The sequence below is a fragment of the Psychrobacillus sp. FSL H8-0510 genome (genome assembly GCF_038008345.1).
GTDB classification, from domain to species: Bacteria; Bacillota; Bacilli; order Bacillales_A; family Planococcaceae; genus Psychrobacillus; species Psychrobacillus psychrotolerans.
The window spans coordinates 1-19,745 of the sequence record NZ_JBBOYZ010000002.1; the positions used below are offsets into that span (position 1 = coordinate 1).

Consider the following 19,745-nt stretch of genomic DNA (forward strand, 5'->3'; position numbering starts at 1 on the left):
GAACGCACTTCCAACTGGCACCGAAAAGACTAGCTTGACGAATCGGTTGAACGTAGTACAAAAAGCAATTGACGATGGACAAGCATTAGCCAACCAAATTGCAACAGCAACGGCATCCGTATTGAAAGCAGAAAGTTCAATGATGCAAGTAGACGTGACATCGGCACTTACGCTCGTAAATGCATTGCCTACTAGCACAGAAAAAACGAACTTAACAGCTCGTTTATATACAGTTCAAGAAGCTATTGATTTAGCGAAGCAGATTGCAACAGCTACGACATCGGTAATCAAAGCAGAAGGAACGAAACAACAAGTGGATGTAGACGATTCTCGTTCACTAGTCAACGCTTTGTCGGCTAGTACGGAGAAAACCAACTTGACGAATCGTTTGAATACCGTGCAAACAGAGATCGATGCATCCAATGGGGTGTATACCGATATGATGACTGAGCTTGCAAATATGAAAGATTACTTGCTCACTGGAGAAGGAACGAAAGAAGATGTACTAGCAATGAGAGATGCACTGAATAGCATCTTTGATGATTCGACAACTCTGTTAAATGGGGCACACCGTGCAAATGTTGCCCAATATGTACAAGATGTACTAGACATCATTGAACTCCTTGAAACAATATGGGAAAAGATTGAGAGTGGTGAACTTGCTGGTGTTACTGACCTAGTTGAACAATTACCAGAGTCAGATTTGAAAAATGATACAGAAGAAAATCTTTCAGACGCCATTGCATATGAGTATCAATTAGAAGAAGCAACAAAAGCGGTTGAACTGGCGGAAAGTACAAAACAACAAGTTAATGTGAACAATGCTCGCTTACTTGTGAATGAATTGGCCAAAGAAACAGACCGGAATAGGCTTTCTTCTCGAATAGATGTTACACAATCAGAAATTGACCTTGCTAACTTAACTGTAGCAACATCTTCAGTTGTGAAAGCGGAGAAATCTAAACTGCAAGCAGATTTAACAGCTGCACGTACGCTAGTAAGTGCATTAAAATCAAGCAAGGAAAAAAATAGCTTAATCACTCGCTTGGATACAGTACAAAAAGCAATTGATGACGCAAAAGCTTTAGCAGAACAAATTGCAACAGCAACGGCATCAGTAGTAAAAGCGGAAGGATCTAAGCTCCAAGTAGATGTGACAGTTGCACGATCACTAGTTAGTGCGTTACCGACTGGAATAGAGAAAACGAACTTAACAACTCGCCTGGATACAGCACAAAAAGCAATTGATGACGCAAAAGCTTTATCAGAACAAATTGCAACAGCAACGGCATCAGTAGTAAAAGCGGAAGGATCTAAACTACAAGCTGATGTAACTGCGGCACGTACGCTTGTTAATGCATTGCCAACGGGAGCAGAGAAGACAAACTTAACAACTCGCTTAGACACTGTGCAAGGGGCAATTACACTTGCGGATAAAATAGCTACAGCAACAACTTCTGTCGTGAAAGCAGAAGGATCTAAGTTGCAAGCCGACCTAGACGCATCTCTTTTACTCGTCAATTCTCTACCAACAGGTACGGAGAAAACGAACTTAACAAATCGCTTGAATGTCGTGCAAAAAGCAATTGACGATGCGAAAGCATTAGCTACTCAAATCGCAGTTGCTACTACAGCAGTCTTAAAAGCAGAAGGTTCGAAGTTACAAGCAGATGTAAATTCAGCTAAAACCCTTGTAAATGCACTTCCTACTGGAACAGATAAAACGAATCTGACAAATCGTTTAGATACTGTACAAGCGGAAATTACACTTGCTGAGAAGATTGTAACAGCAACTGCATCGGTAACAAAAGCAGAAGATTCTAAAACACAAGCAGATGTTAATGCATCCCGTTCACTAGTGAACAACCTTCCTGATGGTACCGAGAAAACCAACCTGAATAATCGATTGGATGTCGTTCAAAAAGCAATCGAAGATGCGAAAGCTTTGGCTGAACGAATCGCACTAGCAACAGCAGCTGTTATCAAGGCTGAAGAAACAAAACTGGATGTGGATATACAAACAGCACGTCATTTTACAGAGGCGTTGCCAAATAGTCAAGTGAAGACTGAGCTGCTCGACAGAATAGCAGTAGTAGAAAAGGCAAACAACGAAGAGGTACTTTTGAAAAATGCGAAAGAAGCTGTGGATAATTTAGATGATAACTCTACAAAAGCAGAAGTTGATTCAGCAAAAGAGCTTGTTTCTCTGCTTCCAGACAGTATAGAAAAAAATAAATTAATCGACAGAATCACAAATATTGAATTGGTTCAAAAAGCAATTAGCTCAGTGGAACAGGCTGAACGCATGCAAACGAACTACAATATTTCGCTTGCGGAAAAAGCAATTCTGCTGTTACCAGACGGTCTGAAGAAAACCGAGCTTGCGGAAAGAATCACAGAGCTAAAACTTACGCTGGAAGCGGAAAGTAAAGTGGTTTCGGCTGAAACAACTAAACGCGAACCATATCTCACAGAGGCTTACGTAAGTGTGAATAAACTCAAAGATGGTCTGAAGAAGACTCAGCTTATGGGACGTTTACAAGCAGTCAAAGACGCAATAGAGATTGAAGCAGAAAAAGCACTTCTGACGGAAGCAACATCGCTTGTAGTACTTGCGGAATTGCATCAGCGAGAACCATACCTAACAGATGCTAAGGAGAAGGTTTCCAAGCTGAAAGATGGTCCAGATAAAACGGCTCTTGAAGCAAGGATCCAATCGGTTGAAGATGCAATCGCTACGGGACCTGAAGCACCAGTCGTGGATCCAGCACTTCTAAAGGCTGCCGAGCAACAAGTTACTTTCGCAGAACGCTACAAGCGTGACCCGTACTTCACGCGTGCACAGGAGGCTATCAATAAACTTCCTAATAGCAAAGAAAGAACGGAACTTCAAGCAAGACTCGATGCGGTTATGAACTAAACAACACACTTTGACCATTCCTCCAGGAGTGGTCTTTTTCATTATGAAGTCTACTCCTACTGCATAAGATAAGTGATTACACAAAAAGGAGATGACTTGTTCATCCATTAAGGAGGAAATTGTATGAGTAGAAATGACAGCTCGTTAATTGCAGGAAAGGTCTTTGTGATTACCGGAAAGCTTTCTCGACAACGTATGTACTTTGAAGAAGAAATCCAATCGCTTGGTGGCATTGTGAACAATAAGGTAAATAGAAATACCGATTATTTAATTATGGGACCAGCAGTGTTCGGTACTGTGAAGCATAAATCGGCATTAGAAATGGGCATAACGATTCTCAGTGAGGGAGACTATCAACAGATGATGGGACAATACTGGTAATTTAATCAATATTATTTAGATAAAGAATTGAATACTAATATTAAAAAGGAGTGATTTATTGATGGAACAAAGAACAGAAGAGGTCTTGAAAAATGAATCTGCTTTACGGACAATATGGGATTTAAAAGAAGAAGAATTGGAAGTAATGGCGAAAAAGTACAACTGGAGCTTAGAAAAAGCGAAAGTAGAGCTAAAAGAGGGAAATCTGGTGTTATTTCCAAACGAAGCAGCGTATATAGAGTGGCAATTGGAGGATATCGACAAAGATACATTAATTACGATGTTACGGGAAGGTGAACCGTTGGAGAGTTTAGTGGATAAACGAGTCATCAAGCTCGATAAAGAAGAAGTTGTATTTCATTACGAATAAGAACTAAAAAAAGAAGGGAGGAGCAAATAGCTTCTCTCTTCTTGATTTAAGGATAAAAGTCTAGTAATGCCCCCAAAATGGAGACATTTGGATTAAAACTATCTTCTTCTTTATTTTAGCATATGTCTCCTTGTTGTTCCAAGAAAAAGATTGTAAGTATATCCAGTGATATATAGAAGAGTTCGAGCATAAGATGTACAGAATCAATTAAAAAGGAGAGCCACAAGCTCATTTAAGGAGGAGAATGGAATGGAATACACGGTTGTTAGAAAAAGAGATAAGGAGAAAGTAGGTTCTTTTGGTGTATATAGAGGGGATATACAGTGGGAAAATGTGAACGAGGATATGTATAGTTCACTAGAAGCCACGTACTACTGTGGATGCGGAGCTACTTACCGTCTTGTAAACAAAATTCAGCTGACCCATATTCCCAAAGTAGGGCTTCAGAAGAATATTAGAGAATTGAATGAGGCATATGACATTATTAAAGAAACAGAATGTCCAGAATGCGGAAACCGTCGTTTCTTTGAAGAGATGTCTCATATCACGCACGGGGTTCATGCATATGACAACGAAGAAAATGTACGACTTGTAGTAACTGGTCACTTTTATGGTTTTGTGAAAGCTCCTTATGATGGAATCAACCCAATAAATAGTCGGGTAGTAGCAATCTTTCATAACTACGTACTGAACACGAATAAAAAAACAGGTAAGAGTTATTTCGTAGATGTATCAAAAAATCGCGTGTTCTATGCAGGGCAAGCATCTGTAGGTTTAAATATTAGACTTGAATATATGTCAATGCTTGTACGTTCGAATGAGGAAGAACTAAAAAAATGGTCGGACTATATACAAGTTTTGCTTCCTGTTCAATTCACCTCTATAGGAGATGACTTTAACTTAGTCATCAAAAAATTAGCGTTTGTCGCAAATAAATATCATCAACATACAGAACAATATATGTTCATTCCGGAAAGCCAACGTACGCGTAAAATGCTACAGGAGGCAAAAGGAAAAAAGGGAATTTTAAAAGGGATGTTTCCTGGAAGTGGAAAACAATCTATAAAGAAGTTAGACGAATTGCTTTCACAAGGGAAAATGATAACCATGGAAACACTTACAATGTTCCACAACAAAGATATCTTTAAGAGAGTTTTGAATGTGGTCATTAATGAAAACAAAACTTATGACTGGAGAGAGACAATCACGCCAACTTACAAAATGGAATATTCTCCAACTTTAAAAGAGAGATTTGTTCGTTATATGTTTGCTAAGAGAGAACAATTTGAAAGGGTTTTGGAAAGCTCCATCGAGCGTTCTTATTCCACCGCTAATAGCAATTTGATAGACTCATTGAGAATGTTCGATATGTTATATAAAGGCTTTAACAAAGAAGAACGTAAAGAAATGTTAGTTCCTAAAAAAGGTGAAAATTTAAAAGACGTACATGATCGGTTGTCCTCAATGATAAAGAAAATCCAAACGGAGAACAAGGTTATCGAGTACAAGGAATCGGAGAAAAAACTAGAAGTAAGTATTGGCAATCTGGATATTCGTCTCGCATTAGATACTCATGAACTAGTGGATATTGGCAGTAGAATGAATATTTGTGTAGGAAGTTATGGACAAATGGCTGTGAATAAGCAGGTTATTATTGCAACAGCATATGAGGGAGATAAGCCAATCGTTTGCATTGAAATAGTTCCAGCTATGCGAAAAGTAGTACAAGTGAAAAAATCATTTAATCGCATAGTTCAAAATGAAGATGTGGAAGCTGTAATATTAAAAGAATACCTTGATTATTTAACGAATGCCGGATACAACACTGATTGTCATGATTTGCGGTTATTAAGTACGACCGTAGCTATTTCCGCATAAGGCACCCATTCGGGTGTTTTTTTTGTTATTAATTATCAAAGCAGACTTAAATGAATAGAATAGACAAATGGCAAAAAAGGAACAGTATTTTACTGTCATTGAAAAAGGAATAATTCTATTAAAAGGAGTGGTCTTGATGAAGGCAACGGTAGAACAATTGGAAAACTTTTTTAAGGAATTTCATGTGGAGGTAGATTCCATGGCGACACAAACACTTTGTTTTGCTGATGGGAAATTCACGTATGAAGAAACAGATGTTTATGGAGAAACTGCGTTTATTCGCTTGGAAACGGCAGAACGTAATAGCATTGTAGAGTTCGAGGGAAACCAAGAGACAGAACAAGTTGACGCATGGGCAGTTGCTTTTGATGATTTGAAACAGAATGTGGATGCTTTCATTACTAAAGTAGAGGAAGAACATAAAGAAAACAATTTAATATAGGATAAATAATAGAAATGGAGATGGATATTTAATGGCAAATCTAAATATATGGTCAAAAACATCATACTTCCAAGTAAAAGACAGGGAAGCTTTTTTGAAAGAAATAAAAGAAGTTAATACTGAAGATTTAAGAGTAGAAGAAAAGGATGGTAAATTCATTCTATTTGGTGGTCACTTTATGTATGTGAGTCGAGATATTTATAACCTAGATGGGGACATTATTGATGAAGTCGAAGAATCAATGGTTAGTATTCTCCAAAAACATATGATACAAGAAGAGAAAATTATCGTTACTGCAGCGGGTCAAGAAGGATACCGTTATATCGGAGGCGATGCTTGGATTATTACGAGAACAGATTTTGTCTATATTTCATTAGAACAAGCAATAAGAAAAGCAGCAGTCGAAAAAGGAATAATAACTGAAGAGGAATCTTTTGAACTTACTACAGATGATTAATTGACAGAGACGCTTCGGCGTCTTTTTTAGTTGGTGAATCTTCCTCGTTGCTAACAAGAAAAACAGATTATCCGACACTTTTCTATAAATTTTAAAGTTCTAAAATCACGAAATAAAATGAAGAAAGACCTAGAAATGACAAAAGGAGGGGCAATCATGTTTCTTCTTATGTTCTGTATTGTTTCTGCATATAATAGTCGAATCGAGTAATAAGGAGCGAAATATTCGCAAATAAAAAGGAGGAAAAATAATGGAATTCGTACTAGAAAAACCGGCAAAAAAAGATAAAAAGGGATTGTTTGGAATACTGGAAGTAGAGCATGTGCCTGGGAAATTACATGACCACGATCTTTTTGGACACTTTAGAAATAAGGAATGGAGTAACAAGGGGACAAACTATTGTGATTGCGGTGCGGTCACTTCGTTAACATTGACTAAAGAAGAGCATCAAATAATAAAAATCTTTCAGGATAAAGGGTGTATGGCATGTGGATGCAATAATATACAACAAAACTTTATAGAAACGTTAGCATCCATCAAATACTTTAACGACGACCATAAGTTTGCTCTTGTGTTAATCATTAATTCGTTTCAAGTGAGACACTTCAAGGATAAGGTGACAAATCAGTATAAACCGTCACATCTTTATAGCACGAGTGAAAAATTTAGGATTACGACGAACTTAGCAACTGGGAAAACTTATTATGTAAAAGGTGATCAGAAGAATAAACAGGTAAGGTATGTAGGGAAACCAGGATATGAGGCAATGGTACATTTAATAGAATTTGCAAAAAGACTTAAACAAAAAAGCTTAACGTTGCAACAAGAGGATATCCACCAGGAATTTGGCAAATGGATGGAGAGATTAACAAGTCTTTTACCAGACTATGCACTGAAGGAACGTGCTCTAGAAGAACTGGCACCATTTCCAAAGGGCAGTTGGAATAACATATCGGAAAAGCTAGCCCAATGTTTTTTACTGCTAGCAAACCCACACTTGATTAACACAGGGAGATTGATTCCTGCCTCTAAGTTTAGTAAAGAGAAAAGAGATATTGCAGAAGGTGGAAATCGTATAAAATTGATGCAAGCATTGTTTCCAGCTCTGACAGGACGGTCACTAAGTATACTGGAGTCCGTTAATCATACGAACTTAGACACTGAAACGGACATTTTGACAATGATATCCAATAAGGATCAGTTCCGAACGATATGTGAATCGCTACAAAAAGAATCGAGCAGATATTCGGATAGAAATGCTCAGGTGATGTTAGTAGCACCGTCGTATTCAAAAAGGTTAAGAATGCGATTTGTAAAACAGTTCTTCCGTAGTCAAGAAGATTTCGATAGAAAAGTAACTCTGTTAAGCAAGTCTCGTTCAATCAATTTTATTGCACGCGAGGTAAATGATTCTTTGGGAATGTATAAGCAAATTATTCGAGAGATTGGGGTAAAAGAAACCGATTTGCTACTGCCAAAGGTGGAAGGTCATTCTATTATAGAGGTGCATGATTTACTTGCGTCTACCCACCGTAAACTGCGTGTGAAAAACAAGGAGATTGTTTATACGAAAGCAGAACAGGATAAATTATCAGGAGTGTATGGAGATATTTACTTTACTGCAGCTCCAGATACACATTCGTTAGTAGATGTAGGGACATATATGTCAAATTGCATATCATCATATGGAGAATCAGCTTTTAAGAAGAGTTGTTATCTGGTAACTGGATACAAAAACAATGAGCCATATGTGTGTATTCGGTTTTCATCAGGAATGAGAGAGATTGAAGAAGTAAAAATGAGATTTAATCAGCTACCTAATCCTCAAGATGAAGGAGTAGCGTCTATACTTGAATATTTGGGAGAATCGGGAGCAATAGTTAAAACACATGACTTACGTAAACTGGAAGAGAACCAACAAGGGGTTGCCTAAGGCAGCCTCTTTTCTGTACTAATGAAAAGACTTGTAATCGCATAAGATAGACGGACAACGAAAGAAAGGAGACGAACAGTCAATTTAAAAAGGTGAATGTGTAAGGAGGAAAATGGATAATGGATGATTTTTTCAAACGTAAAAATAGGGAAATAGGTGTAAATCTAAATGATGTACAGCACGAAGCTGTTGTGACAACGGAAGGACCTGTACTTCTACTAGCATCACCTGGTTCAGGGAAAACAACGGTCACCATCATGCGGATTGGGTATTTGATAGAAGAAAAAGGGATAGATCCATCGAAGATATTAGCAGTTACCTTCTCGAATGAATCAGCAAAAGACATGGATGAACGATTCAAAAAGTTTTTTTCTAATCAACCACTTGGTTGTATCCATTTCTCGACAATTCATAGTCTCGCTTATGAAATCTTTCGAGCACATCTTAAGAAGACAGGTCAAAAGGCTATTTTAATTGAGACAAACGAGAAGAGTGTGCAGGGATATCCTAATAAGAGGAATCTCCTTAAGGAACTTTATGAAAAAGCAAATGGCGAGGACTCTACAGATGAAGAAATCGAAGGCATCATGACATACATTACGTTTGTAAAAAACAGGATGCTGTCCGGAAAAGAACTAGACCAGGTAGAGCCTGCTCATGCGAAAGATATATATTTGGCTTACGAGAAGTATAAGGCGTCCCAAGACCAGCTGTTATTCGATTATGATGACATGTTGACACATGCGGAGAGAATACTTCGAGAAGATGCCGAATTGCGAGCAGCTTATCAAACTCGATTTGATTATGTAATGACGGATGAATCGCAGGATACTTCTTTAGTTCAACATAGAATCATAGAACACCTAGTTAGTGTTCATCGAAATGTATGCGTAGTCGCGGACGATGATCAGTCAATTTATTCTTGGCGTGGAGCAGATCCAGAATACTTGTTAGCTTTTGAACAAGCATATCCTGGGGCAGTTATCTTATTCATGCAGCAGAATTACCGTTCTTCAAAAGAAGTCGTAGAAGTTTCTAATCGATTTATCAAGCGAAATACCAAGCGTTATCCGAAAGAAATGTTTACGAATAATGGGCATAATAAAAAACCATTAATCGAGGTTACCTTGACGTATGAAGAGCAGATTGAGAAATTGACGAAAGCCATAAAGCAGAACAAAAATTTCAAAGAGACAGCTGTTCTATACAGAAACAATGAGAGCTCTATAGCAATTGTGGATGCTTTGGAGAAGGCAGGTATCCCATTTTATCAGAAGGAATCAACTCATTCATTTTTCAACCATTTCATCTTAAAGGACCTCAAGAACTTTTTCCGATTGTCATACGTGACGAAGGTCAAGCATCGTAAAGTATTTGAGGCTATATCAAGAAAGACGAAATTGTACATGACGAAAGATGATTTCACTGCACTGGACGAGTACGGTCCAGAGGATGATTTGTGGGAAGCACTGGCGGCAAATAAAAAAGCCCCTGCATGGAAAAGGAATCTTGTTGACACACTTCACAAGGAAACGAAAAGATTGAAGTTTGTGAAGCCTAAAAAAGCCATACGAATGATTCGCACTAGCAAAGCAATTGCATATGACCATCATATTAGTTTAATGTGTGATCGTCTCGGCATGAAAAAAGAATCATTGTTTGGAGTTTTGGAAATGTGTGAAATCATTGCGGAGAAAGAAAAAGATTTACCATCTTTTATTGCTAGATTGGATCACTTACAAGAAACAATGAAACAGTCAAAGCTTAATAAAGGAAAAGATGCAGTAACATTAACTACTTTCCATTCTTCCAAAGGATTGGAATTCGAAGATGTATTTATGATTGACTTGCTCGATGGCATTATTCCATCTCGTTCAGACCAAAAGAAAGAGGCAGAAGGAGATGTTTCTGATATGGAAGAGGCAACACGCTTGTTTTATGTCGGGATGACGCGAGCAAAAAAGAATTTAACCATGATGAGCTATACCAAGCGATTTGAAGACACTGTACGACCAAGTGGTTTCTTGTCAGAAGTTTATGCACTTCTCAATCCTGAGAAAAAGTCAGCACCGGCATGGGAGTCGAAACCAATAAAACCAGTACCATCTTTGGCTGTAACAGGTCCGAAAAGCAAAGCAAAAGAGTCAACAAAGATTGCTTTACATCAAGGTGATTTCGTCGTAGGCGATACCGTTAAACATGGACAGAAAGAAGGAACAATTATTGCGTTCCACGGAAAAGATGTAGCTGTCTGCAAGTTTAAGACAGGTCCAAAGAAAATACTAACGTCCCATTTAAAAAGGGCGTAGAAATCGGCGTCCCTCGGGGGCGTCTTTTCTTATGGCAAAAAGAACAACTACATCCGACATCCTTCGTAGCCTGTTGACTTATAATATAAAAACTCCGGCATATCTTGGTCAAGAGCAAATTGAACTGGTAAACGAAGCTAGAGACTTAAGAATAAGAGCCAGATAAAATAATAATTGGACGTCCTTCGAGGCGTCTTTTCTTATTGTTTGGAAACGAACTGCATATCATGGGAAGAATTGAATAATAAGGAGCAGCCGCCTTGCTGCAGGTAGAAAGGAGAGAAGATATTATGAAGGAGCCAATATTAAAAGAGAGTAATCCATTGGAAACTAAGATTTTTGAATGATTAGGCGTGTTAGATGCAGTGACAAGTTACCAGTAATTCAAAGTAACAAACCCTGCTGTCGAAATTGTTTTCGTAAACGGTATAGAAACGGAAGAATCTTTTTTGTTGACCTATAAAAGAGCGGGGTGAAAACATTAAGGTAACGTAATTAACTTTTAAGGGAGTTGTTCAGTTGAAATTAGCTACTATAATGAGAAACCTACATTCATTGATGGGATTAGAAAAAGAAAACAATGAAAGAGAACCGTTAAGTGAATATCCATCTTTAGTATCTGTCAGTATTGCTCTATTAGACAATAAGATCGTCAATTATCAAATCACAGCAAACGGAACTTATTGGTCTGATTATACAGATATAACTTGGGATAATGAAATATCACATACTAAATTTTCACATGTCCTAGTGAAACACAAAACATTTACAGTAAACAATACGAAAGAGAACAATCATGCGTTTGATGTATTAGCAAGAGAGTGGATGAACAACTGGAAAGTGCATGAAGACTATTCAGGTAGTCCTTCCTTTGTGGAAGTGAAAAAATATAATGCAATCTCTTCGATAGGAAATTGAATAGAAAAACATTTCGTTAAGAAGGAGAATGGTTCATATGGAAAAATTGACGGCAGGTCGAATCAAAGAATGTTTAACGGGATGGGGATTCCCTTCTGTAACTTCGGAGGAAAAGTGGTTAGAGGATTGGAAGATAATAGAAGAACGGTATCCGAACGGTAATCAATATGCATTCATAGAACATGTTTTTCACAAAGAAAGAAAAGTATTTTCCTCTAGATATAGTCCTTTTGAAAACGACCGTATTATCCGGATTCACGATCATGCAAAGTGGGAAACTTTTCAGAAAAATATCTATAAATCGCACAGACAGTCTATTAAAAGACGCTTGACTCATGAGTTTTACGCGGGTTCTTTACCAAAATAAATTTAGAGTAAAGGAAGGGTGCCTTAGTTGCTCTTTTTTCGTTATCGTTTTGAATTGAAAGGCATATCATAATCCGAACAAACAAATAGGAGAAGCTAAATCAGTTTAGATAATAATAGAGAGGATGATGGATAAATGGAAAAATTGACTGAGGTAACATATGTGTCTGTATGGGACGGGGGATATGAGATTCGAAGTAAGGCTAAAGTTGATGAACAAACAGGTCTTCTTATGGAAATAGAAGTGGTAGAGGGGCTAGATGAAGAGGGGGATGAAGTACAAGTGCTAGACGAGGAATACTTGGAGATGCCTAGCGGAGAGAAGCTGTACATCACTCATGGCGACAATGGTCCATCTATATATCCGTTTTAAGGAAATAAGGTTACCATTTCATATATAAAATCAAACTTAGGGAGTGGAGGATTTTGATGAAGATGCGTGTTTTTATTGGAATTATTTTTATCGTGTCAATAGGTTTAATAGGGTGTCAGGGATCATCAGAAACAACTCATGCTAGTTTACCAGAAAGCTTTACAAGTGTGAGTAAAGATGGGATTGGAGAAGCTACCATTTATAAAATAAAAGATCAGGTGACTGGTTGTTATTTCATTCTTTCTGACTCTAAATATAACGGCAGTAGTGTTTCACAAAATATTACACAAATGTTTATTCAAGAACACGGTGTGTCTGTTCCTTATTGTGAATAAAGTGAGGTAAGCTATACCAAACAAAAGAATACCGCATAAAAGTGTTAGACGTCCTTCCAATAGGGCGTCTTTTTTGAATATATTCATATGGCTAGTTGTTTTTCATGCCCCTTTAATGTACACTATAGAAAACGATATATAAATATTGTAGACAATTTAATGAGGGGCGATGATATAGATGGAATCAGAAAATAAAAAATGGATTAATGAGGAGTGGCATACCAAAACCACCATGTATGAACGTTATAAAGGGCTTGTACATTTGGTTATTAAGCGAGATCTCAATTGGGGATATCGATTAGGATATGACTACGAAGATATGGTGTCAATAGGAAATATTGGATTATTGAATGCCTTTGACCGTTTTGATGGAGATAACCACTCAGTTAAGTTTTCGACCTATGCATATACTTCTATACGAAATGAGGTTAACTCTTTTTTTAGAAGTACGAATCCAGGGTTCAGATACACACCGGCTGTAAAAGAATTGCGTAAAGAAATATTTAAAAAGGAACTTGAATTTCAATCCATTGAAATAATAACTAAAAAGTTAGCAAGAGATAGAAAAGAAGTTGCTGAAGCACTTCATTTGCACCAGAATGAGTATTTGGAATCTCTGGATGAAATAGATTCCTCTGATTTAGAAGAATTTCACTTCTTGGGAAAGAATGATGATCAGACGAAAATGCTTGCAGAAGAGTTTTTAAAAACGCTGAGTTCGAGAGAGAAATATGTGGTGCAAGAAGTAATGCTGGGCAAAAGTCAACATGAGATAGGTAGAGTGCTCGGGATAAACCAAGCTACGGTATCTAAAATATTAATTTTTAATGTTAGAAAAAAGCATGAGGAATTTTATAAAGAAAAGTTAATAGATAAGCTGACAATTAATGAGATTATTCAACAGCATGAGACCGAGATTTTAGAGAAGATAAAGAGCAAGAAACCTAAAGAGGTCAAAGAAAAAAAGAAGCAGGATAAAGTAGGGAAAATAAAAATTAATGGAAAAAAACCCATGGGTGATGTGCTTCGTGCAAAAGAGTTGTTAATAGAAGGGAATTTAAGTGTTCTTGAAATTGCCGAAATGACTGGAACGAATAGAAATACCCTAAAGGTATATAAGAGGAAGTTAAAACAGGCTCAAATGATTAGTTCTTGAAAAAATACGTATTTGCTGAAATGAGAAGGCTTTAAAAGAGATTGTTAATCATTCAGAAAGATCCTTTCAAGGAGAAATCGCTAAAAATGAATTAGAAGGCAAAGAATAGTTCTAGTCAATAATATGAGATGAGTCGACTAATAAGGGATGCAAAAGGGTGAGAAATAGAAATAGTGATGCTTCAATTTAGTATTATCGTGGATGTCTTTAGATGACCATCAGGGCCCTTATGCTTTAGAAGCCAAATGCACATCATAAGGAGATTACAGATTTAGGAGCGATTAGTCCGCAGCTAACATTAACTAATTATAATTAACTGGATTTTAGAATCATTATTGCAGGAGGGATCAAAGTTTATGGGGATAACAATAAGTTCGAAAAGGCAAAGTTGTGATTTGGGTTATGGTGGCTTCGGTAGATTTAGGAAAGCGGTAGCAGAAAAGGTAAGTACAGAGTTTCATAGACATTACTTGTTGCTCTCAGATAAGTCAGTCATGTTTTTGTTTGGGGAAGAAAGGAACGAATATTTCAAAAAATATGACGCTATTACTAATGAGTATGTTGGGAAAGGCATGGTAACAGTAGAAGTTGCTAACTTTCTATTTCAGAGCGATGGTGGTGGAAAGGTAGACAGAAAACAAGCTAAACAGATATATGAATTAATTAAAGAGTGCGATGACAACATTAGTTTTGGATACTCTGGAAGAGTAGATTGTGCAACAATGGCTGATTTGAAAAAGATTTTTTCAGATGGAACTAAGGTTGAGTGGCGTTAAAAGATTTTTGTGCGATCATTGCACATTGAGACCAAACGTTTCAGTAGACACATACGGTGAATGAAAAGGAGGGATAATAAATGCCTAATAGATTACAAAAAGTAAAAGATAATGCTGTTACAACTAAACAACATGATTTTATTACAGTAATTCCATATGAGGATTATGAATGGCTTATCAAACGAACAGAAAAGGCTGAACGCTATGAAAAAATAATAGCATTTGCAATGAAGCATACCGAAGATGATGATATTCACGAGTTTTTAAATCGTGCATTACAAGGAAAAGAAAATGAAGCACCAAGTTACCGTTTGAAAATGGAATAGCCCCAAAGTTCGACCATACGTAGTCGCAGCAGAAGAATTAGGAGTGATTAATCATGACAGCGATTCGTTTGTTATCAATCTTGTCTGGTATATTAGTGGGAGTTCTAGCAAGAGAATTTTTGGTAGGGTGGTATAGTATAATTTTTCAATCCCTCATGTGGACTGTGCTCATTGCTCTCATTATCCATAATGTTAAGAATAACAAAAAATAGAATAGTATATTACTTTTGGCGTCCTTCGGGTCGTCATTTTCTTATGGTTCAGAAGCTAACTGCATATCATGAGAAGACTACAAAAATAGGAGCGGCTTTGCTGCAAATAAGAATGGAGAATGAGGAAATGGAATTTACAGAAGAACAGAAAGAACTTATCTATAATCAGTTATCAGCAAGAAAGCTGTATTTTGAAGAGGACATGATGGACTGGGCGAAACAAAAAAATACAAAAGAAGTTAAAAGGTGTGCTGATGTAGCAGAACAAATTGATGAGGTAATGAAAATAATTCTGAATGGTTAATAAGGAGGAATGGAGATTGTGGTCATGAAGATGCATGTTTTACACACAGCAAAAGACTTTGAGCATTACACAAACAATCAAAAAAATGTCGATGGGCTAAAATTAATCCTAAACAAAACCAAAAAGGCATTCCCTAATGCTAATATTACACTGAAAAATGAATTGATCTTGGAACCCAAAAACAATCTATATTTTATCTTGACTGGTGTCCAAAATGAACTAGAATTTAAGTGTAAGCTGATCGCTTGGATGTCAAGACCCATAAGCAAGGGGTTGAATGAGTATTGGAGTTTGAAAATGCTGAATAGCTTTAACGAGGTGCTGGGAACAAACTTAACGAAATCTGACATGAGGAAACTTTATACAAACTTTGGAGAAGATACAAACAGAACATTAAGTATGCAGTTTGTTGAATCAGGTTTTGATTTATCTCTGCTAAAGTGAGAGTTTGTGATTCTGAAGTGATTATGTTTTCAAACAAGATTACATTTGATAGATAAAAATACTAAAATTAGACGTCCCTAGAGACGTCTTTTCATTTGGAAAGAATTCGAAGAATATTAGATATCCTTAACCGAACGCGTCTTTTCATTTATTTTCTTACGAAGGTTGATGACGGTGTCAATCATTACGAATGTCAAAAAGGATTCGCTAATGAAGTCGAGCGTATCGGTTTTAAAAGCTCCTGAAAAATTAAGCATATTAAACGTAAAATAAATAATAAATAAGAGTATATACATATGAAGGCTAAGTAGGTTATTTTCTACTTTGTTTTTTTCTTTATCAATTTCTTCATTCGTGTACTGTGTGTTAAATATTTTTTTGACAACTTTTAATATCCCTATGTATAACTTTTTGAATACGGTGGCATGTGCATAGATACTGGACCAAACTATCAATATTAAATAACCAAAGATATCTATATTTACAAAACTATCCACATTAAATAGTTTAGGTAGCAACATTAAGATAATGAGGAGAACGAATCCGTATGAAATCGGTAAAAATATTCTTGTTAAGGAAAAAAATGATACTTGCATAATCCTAAATAAAACTTCGAAAAAGAATGCGACAGGGGTAAATATAAGGGTATTAAAAACAGTGTTCCAAACCCTATCTTCTTCATTTCTTTTTTCTATATAGCTAACTATTACTAGGAAAACATAAATATTTACAATCAAATATATAGCCATTGGGCTGTCGTACTCCTTTTTATTAACGCAATGTTCTTTAAATATCGGCAAAATTATAAAAAGATGAAGGAGTAGTAGCAGTTTCTGCCATTCTGGATGAAAGGAAAGGCTAGACCACCCCTCTTATTATTTCAACTCAGACGTCCTACTGTGTGTCTTTTCTTATTGTTCAGAAGCAATCTGCATAGAATGATGTGAATCGATTAAACAGGAGCAGTTAGCCTGCAACTAAGGAGGAAATAAGTTGAGAAAAACAATTGAGTTTTTAACAAAATCCATGAGAAAAATGGGAGCCACGGACGCACATTTCACGGCAGAAAATGTTCTTCACACACAGAATCTAACATCTGTTGTGTCTGTGTATGACAACATAAAACCAGCACATATGGTGTTAGCAGAACTGACTGAATGGGCAGAAAATAATAATAAGGAAGTATTTGAAAAAATTAAGTCTTTACAAAAGGACATGTCTTGGAACCCAAAAATTTGATAGTGGAAAAGGATGGATAAAATGGCGGATTTCAACAAAAGGCTATTAAAAGAGATTGCCCACTTAAGGTTTTTACAAGCAATAGAAGGAATTAATCCTACACGGATTGAAAATTGTTTGGAGATGTTACGATTTGTACGCAATGATGAATTAGGATTGTCGTTTAAAGAAGGAAAACTTGAAGAAGATGCGTATATAGAAAATTTTTACAACGAATCGGATTATGCGAAAAGGAAGGGAGATTTGAATGGAAATAAATCATGAAAATATCCAAGTTGGTGACAAAATTCTTTACCAAACAATTGAAAATGGAAAATTGAATCACGTGCAAATGGTTATAACGGCAAGCGGGAGCGAAATGTTCGCTAGAAGAATGGATACGGATGTTGTACAACAGATTAAACGTACAGCTATTTTAGAGCATTATACTAGGTGAATATTACACCATGTTGAAAAGGGGAGATAATATGACTGGTAACAAGATAATAATCTGCAAGGGAAATGACCGAATGCCTGCAAGGTTTTGGGCATGGGCAGTTTGCAAGAAAGAAGAATTCACCGAATCAATGAAAGAAGGCGGATGGGTAGAATCTGGAAGTTCAAAGTATTTAAATTCGAACCAATTTAATTATTTAGATAAAGCGAACTGATTTAATTTTGAGGCGTTCTTATGGACGTCTTTTCTTATGGTGCAGTTGTTCACTAATAAATGTACAGAATATATTAAATATGAGTTAATAAGACTAAGAGACAAGACAAAATAAAAAGGGAGTTGAATTAGATAGGAAATTTACCAATTGATCCGATCATATTGCAAAAGGCTATCGCAATACCAGAACTAATTGCTCGACTATCTTATCAAGATCAGACTAAGGCGATTGAGTTTATTCGTATTTGGGGAGAGAAACGCATGGCAATTACTAAACTTTATAGTTTATTGATAGAAGAACTGGGAGAATCATAAAGGTATTTTCACTATGAGATGACAAGGGAGATGAATTAGATGAATGAACTACCAATTGATCCGATCTTATTGAGAAAACGTATGGCAATACCAGAACTGATTGCAAAATTATCTTATCAAAATCAAACCAAGTCGATTGAATATATTCGTATTTGGGGAGAGAAACGCATGTCGATCACGGAGCTATATGGATTATTGACAGAAGAACTGGGAGAATAATGAACGAATTTTAACATAATAATAGTAGATTGTTTGCTCACGGCAAATGATTCACTTTAGGCGTCCTTATGGACGTCTTTTTCTTATGGTTTGGAATAGTACTGCATAGAATAGAGTGTATGAACTAATCAGGAGCAGTCCAGCTGCTTATAAGGAGGATTTGCAGAAATTAAAAGGTAAAGACCTGAAAGAAAGAAGAGTGATTCTATGTTTATTCATTGATACAAAAATGTGAAAGTGCACTTATTCAAAGGAGAAAATCTTTGGTGGTTTCAAGAGTGTTCTTGGTGTGGGAAGAGAAGGATACTTGGATGGAGACACACCTCGATTATAAAGAAAAACTGGTTAGATGAGGATTGGATAAAGCATAGACGAGAGCTGGAATAAGAATTTGACTTCAAGCTGTAAGTCATCTATTACTATTGGAGGTATTCAAATTGCGAATAAACGACGGAAGTATTTGTGATAGTTATAAGCATTTTGAATATACATGAATGCGACATGGAAAATGGGTGTATGGGCTCTGTTCACATCTAAACAGTGAAGTTTAAAAATGCTTTGTGGACGACTTTAATTATGCAAAACAGGTACAAGTTTGCCATAGATACGATAAACGTTAGAAAAGAAAACAGGAGAATTTCTGAATGGATGGTGAGTTAAAGTGCGTTGGTTATTTGATAAAAAAGGATTAAAGAAAACAACTGCTGCTGACGTGGCCAGTTTCATCGTACATTTGTGTAATAAGGATGAAAAAAGTGGTCATTATCGAACGTTGCAAAATGTAAAAATGCAAAAGCTCCTCTACTATTGTCAAGGGTATTCTTATTATATGAATCAGAAACCTTTATTTCGGGACTATTTTGAGGCTTGGCCATATGGACCATCTATTCCCCGGATCCATCGCAGATTCAGTATATATGGCCAGAATGATATACATTCTAGCGAAGGGGAAGTAGATTTACCCTACTTAACAGATGAGGAAAAGAAAATTATTGAACATGTATGGGATGATTTGGGGAATTATAACGTTTTCGCTCTGGTTAATGCCACGTTGCTGGAGGACCCATGGAAACTAGCAAATGAAAAAGGAACCGTTTTTATTACACCAGATTCGATTCATGCCTATTTCAATGAAATTTCGTATTTGGGGGAAGAACATGGAAAAAGCAAATAAGCTTATAGAAGTATTTTCGGTTATCGTGTGGATTACTTTTGTAGCAGCCTTCATCGGAGCGATTGCTATACAATTTTACAGAGACTTCTTCATCTAGTTACAAAATTCTTTTTATGCTACAGCCATCGGACGTCATAATTGACGTCTTTTCTTATGATTAGGAATTCAACTGCATAGAATGGAACGTATCAACTAAATAGGAGCAGTTATTACTGTAGCTAAAGCTTAAATAAAATAATTCGAAAAAGG

General features: G+C 36.5%; 25 protein-coding genes. 24 read left to right on the forward strand and 1 reads right to left on the reverse strand.

Annotated elements, in window-relative coordinates:
- From MHI40_RS19380 to MHI40_RS19460, 17 genes are all read left to right on the forward strand, one after another.
- Nucleotides 1–2,920: GA-like domain-containing protein (locus tag MHI40_RS19380; protein WP_445678345.1), on the forward strand; the 2,920-nt coding region annotated here is incomplete at its 5' end.
- A 123-nt stretch (nucleotides 2,921–3,043) separates the two neighbouring features.
- On the forward strand, nucleotides 3,044–3,301 hold the full coding sequence (locus tag MHI40_RS19385) for a BRCT domain-containing protein (RefSeq protein ID WP_340764651.1): 258 nt from the start codon (nucleotides 3,044–3,046) through the stop codon (nucleotides 3,299–3,301).
- A 61-nt stretch (nucleotides 3,302–3,362) separates the two neighbouring features.
- On the forward strand, nucleotides 3,363–3,671 hold the full coding sequence (locus MHI40_RS19390; protein WP_340764653.1) for a hypothetical protein: 309 nt from the start codon (nucleotides 3,363–3,365) through the stop codon (nucleotides 3,669–3,671).
- A 249-nt stretch (nucleotides 3,672–3,920) separates the two neighbouring features.
- A complete protein-coding gene (locus MHI40_RS19395) occupies nucleotides 3,921–5,549 on the forward strand; it encodes a PcfJ domain-containing protein (RefSeq protein ID WP_340764655.1) in 1,629 nt (542 codons plus the stop codon).
- Between the two features lie 67 nt (nucleotides 5,550–5,616).
- Complete coding sequence (locus MHI40_RS19400) at nucleotides 5,617–5,991, forward strand: hypothetical protein (protein ID WP_340764658.1); 375 nt, start codon at nucleotides 5,617–5,619, stop codon at nucleotides 5,989–5,991.
- Nucleotides 5,992–6,022: 31 nt separating this feature from the next.
- Nucleotides 6,023–6,448: a hypothetical protein gene (locus tag MHI40_RS19405; protein WP_340764660.1), complete on the forward strand. Its 426-nt coding sequence runs from the start codon at nucleotides 6,023–6,025 to the stop codon at nucleotides 6,446–6,448.
- A 250-nt stretch (nucleotides 6,449–6,698) separates the two neighbouring features.
- Entirely contained in the window at nucleotides 6,699–8,381 is a 1,683-nt protein-coding gene (locus MHI40_RS19410; RefSeq protein ID WP_340764662.1) for a hypothetical protein, read from the forward strand.
- Nucleotides 8,382–8,500: 119 nt separating this feature from the next.
- Complete coding sequence (locus MHI40_RS19415; RefSeq protein ID WP_340764664.1) at nucleotides 8,501–10,690, forward strand: ATP-dependent helicase; 2,190 nt, start codon at nucleotides 8,501–8,503, stop codon at nucleotides 10,688–10,690.
- Nucleotides 10,691–11,209: 519 nt separating this feature from the next.
- Complete coding sequence (locus tag MHI40_RS19420; RefSeq protein WP_340764666.1) at nucleotides 11,210–11,608, forward strand: hypothetical protein; 399 nt, start codon at nucleotides 11,210–11,212, stop codon at nucleotides 11,606–11,608.
- Between the two features lie 37 nt (nucleotides 11,609–11,645).
- On the forward strand, nucleotides 11,646–11,975 hold the full coding sequence (locus MHI40_RS19425; protein ID WP_340764668.1) for a hypothetical protein: 330 nt from the start codon (nucleotides 11,646–11,648) through the stop codon (nucleotides 11,973–11,975).
- Between the two features lie 135 nt (nucleotides 11,976–12,110).
- A complete protein-coding gene (locus MHI40_RS19430; protein ID WP_340764670.1) occupies nucleotides 12,111–12,347 on the forward strand; it encodes a hypothetical protein in 237 nt (78 codons plus the stop codon).
- Nucleotides 12,348–12,403: 56 nt separating this feature from the next.
- The gene (locus MHI40_RS19435; RefSeq protein WP_340764673.1) at nucleotides 12,404–12,682 is read left to right on the forward strand and encodes a hypothetical protein; all 279 of its coding nucleotides are present in this window, start codon (nucleotides 12,404–12,406) and stop codon (nucleotides 12,680–12,682) included.
- A gap of 178 nt (nucleotides 12,683–12,860) precedes the next feature.
- Nucleotides 12,861–13,838, forward strand: coding sequence for a sigma-70 family RNA polymerase sigma factor (locus MHI40_RS19440; protein ID WP_340764675.1), 978 nt, complete (start codon nucleotides 12,861–12,863; stop codon nucleotides 13,836–13,838).
- A 356-nt stretch (nucleotides 13,839–14,194) separates the two neighbouring features.
- Nucleotides 14,195–14,614: a hypothetical protein gene (locus MHI40_RS19445; protein ID WP_340764678.1), complete on the forward strand. Its 420-nt coding sequence runs from the start codon at nucleotides 14,195–14,197 to the stop codon at nucleotides 14,612–14,614.
- Between the two features lie 80 nt (nucleotides 14,615–14,694).
- Entirely contained in the window at nucleotides 14,695–14,940 is a 246-nt protein-coding gene (locus MHI40_RS19450) for a hypothetical protein (RefSeq protein ID WP_340764680.1), read from the forward strand.
- A gap of 189 nt (nucleotides 14,941–15,129) precedes the next feature.
- Nucleotides 15,130–15,456 (forward strand): hypothetical protein, encoded by a 327-nt coding sequence (locus tag MHI40_RS19455; RefSeq protein WP_340764682.1) that lies wholly within the window; start codon nucleotides 15,130–15,132, stop codon nucleotides 15,454–15,456.
- A gap of 24 nt (nucleotides 15,457–15,480) precedes the next feature.
- A complete protein-coding gene (locus MHI40_RS19460) occupies nucleotides 15,481–15,900 on the forward strand; it encodes a hypothetical protein (protein WP_340764684.1) in 420 nt (139 codons plus the stop codon).
- 116 nt (nucleotides 15,901–16,016) lie between these two features.
- Here MHI40_RS19460 and MHI40_RS19465 read toward each other — a convergent pair whose 3' ends face one another.
- Complete coding sequence (locus MHI40_RS19465) at nucleotides 16,017–16,649, reverse strand: hypothetical protein (protein WP_340764686.1); 633 nt, start codon at nucleotides 16,647–16,649, stop codon at nucleotides 16,017–16,019.
- Between the two features lie 244 nt (nucleotides 16,650–16,893).
- Here MHI40_RS19465 and MHI40_RS19470 point away from each other — a divergent pair, with 244 nt between their 5' ends.
- The 7 genes from MHI40_RS19470 (at nucleotide 16,894) to MHI40_RS19500 (ending at nucleotide 19,496) form a co-directional block, all read left to right on the forward strand.
- Entirely contained in the window at nucleotides 16,894–17,139 is a 246-nt protein-coding gene (locus tag MHI40_RS19470; protein WP_340764688.1) for a hypothetical protein, read from the forward strand.
- A gap of 21 nt (nucleotides 17,140–17,160) precedes the next feature.
- Complete coding sequence (locus MHI40_RS19475) at nucleotides 17,161–17,403, forward strand: hypothetical protein (RefSeq protein ID WP_340764690.1); 243 nt, start codon at nucleotides 17,161–17,163, stop codon at nucleotides 17,401–17,403.
- Nucleotides 17,387–17,575 (forward strand): hypothetical protein, encoded by a 189-nt coding sequence (locus MHI40_RS19480; RefSeq protein ID WP_340764691.1) that lies wholly within the window; start codon nucleotides 17,387–17,389, stop codon nucleotides 17,573–17,575. The genes MHI40_RS19475 and MHI40_RS19480 overlap by 17 nt, the downstream gene beginning before the upstream one ends.
- 31 nt (nucleotides 17,576–17,606) lie before the next feature.
- Nucleotides 17,607–17,789 (forward strand): hypothetical protein, encoded by a 183-nt coding sequence (locus MHI40_RS19485; protein WP_340764692.1) that lies wholly within the window; start codon nucleotides 17,607–17,609, stop codon nucleotides 17,787–17,789.
- 161 nt (nucleotides 17,790–17,950) lie between these two features.
- Entirely contained in the window at nucleotides 17,951–18,103 is a 153-nt protein-coding gene (locus tag MHI40_RS19490; protein ID WP_340764694.1) for a hypothetical protein, read from the forward strand.
- Nucleotides 18,104–18,142: 39 nt separating this feature from the next.
- Complete coding sequence (locus MHI40_RS19495) at nucleotides 18,143–18,322, forward strand: hypothetical protein (RefSeq protein WP_340764695.1); 180 nt, start codon at nucleotides 18,143–18,145, stop codon at nucleotides 18,320–18,322.
- A gap of 661 nt (nucleotides 18,323–18,983) precedes the next feature.
- The gene (locus tag MHI40_RS19500; RefSeq protein ID WP_340764698.1) at nucleotides 18,984–19,496 is read left to right on the forward strand and encodes a Panacea domain-containing protein; all 513 of its coding nucleotides are present in this window, start codon (nucleotides 18,984–18,986) and stop codon (nucleotides 19,494–19,496) included.
- Nucleotides 19,497–19,745 lie beyond the last annotated feature (249 nt).

Coding starts and splice junctions, on each gene's coding strand:
- MHI40_RS19455 (WP_340764682.1), top strand. CDS start 15,130: ATGTTAAGAATAACAAAAAATAGAATAGTATATTACTTTTGGCGTCCT.
- MHI40_RS19465 (WP_340764686.1), bottom strand. CDS start 16,649: ATGGCTATATATTTGATTGTAAATATTTATGTTTTCCTAGTAATAGTT.
- MHI40_RS19450 (WP_340764680.1), top strand. CDS start 14,695: ATGCCTAATAGATTACAAAAAGTAAAAGATAATGCTGTTACAACTAAA.
- MHI40_RS19390 (WP_340764653.1), top strand. CDS start 3,363: ATGGAACAAAGAACAGAAGAGGTCTTGAAAAATGAATCTGCTTTACGG.
- MHI40_RS19475 (WP_340764690.1), top strand. CDS start 17,161: ATGGCGGATTTCAACAAAAGGCTATTAAAAGAGATTGCCCACTTAAGG.
- MHI40_RS19415 (WP_340764664.1), top strand. CDS start 8,501: ATGGATGATTTTTTCAAACGTAAAAATAGGGAAATAGGTGTAAATCTA.
- MHI40_RS19440 (WP_340764675.1), top strand. CDS start 12,861: ATGGAATCAGAAAATAAAAAATGGATTAATGAGGAGTGGCATACCAAA.
- MHI40_RS19425 (WP_340764668.1), top strand. CDS start 11,646: ATGGAAAAATTGACGGCAGGTCGAATCAAAGAATGTTTAACGGGATGG.
- MHI40_RS19430 (WP_340764670.1), top strand. CDS start 12,111: ATGGAAAAATTGACTGAGGTAACATATGTGTCTGTATGGGACGGGGGA.
- MHI40_RS19405 (WP_340764660.1), top strand. CDS start 6,023: ATGGCAAATCTAAATATATGGTCAAAAACATCATACTTCCAAGTAAAA.
- MHI40_RS19410 (WP_340764662.1), top strand. CDS start 6,699: ATGGAATTCGTACTAGAAAAACCGGCAAAAAAAGATAAAAAGGGATTG.
- MHI40_RS19485 (WP_340764692.1), top strand. CDS start 17,607: ATGACTGGTAACAAGATAATAATCTGCAAGGGAAATGACCGAATGCCT.
- MHI40_RS19480 (WP_340764691.1), top strand. CDS start 17,387: ATGGAAATAAATCATGAAAATATCCAAGTTGGTGACAAAATTCTTTAC.
- MHI40_RS19435 (WP_340764673.1), top strand. CDS start 12,404: ATGAAGATGCGTGTTTTTATTGGAATTATTTTTATCGTGTCAATAGGT.
- MHI40_RS19400 (WP_340764658.1), top strand. CDS start 5,617: ATGGCAAAAAAGGAACAGTATTTTACTGTCATTGAAAAAGGAATAATT.
- MHI40_RS19495 (WP_340764695.1), top strand. CDS start 18,143: ATGAATGAACTACCAATTGATCCGATCTTATTGAGAAAACGTATGGCA.
- MHI40_RS19445 (WP_340764678.1), top strand. CDS start 14,195: ATGGGGATAACAATAAGTTCGAAAAGGCAAAGTTGTGATTTGGGTTAT.
- MHI40_RS19385 (WP_340764651.1), top strand. CDS start 3,044: ATGAGTAGAAATGACAGCTCGTTAATTGCAGGAAAGGTCTTTGTGATT.
- MHI40_RS19395 (WP_340764655.1), top strand. CDS start 3,921: ATGGAATACACGGTTGTTAGAAAAAGAGATAAGGAGAAAGTAGGTTCT.
- MHI40_RS19460 (WP_340764684.1), top strand. CDS start 15,481: ATGAAGATGCATGTTTTACACACAGCAAAAGACTTTGAGCATTACACA.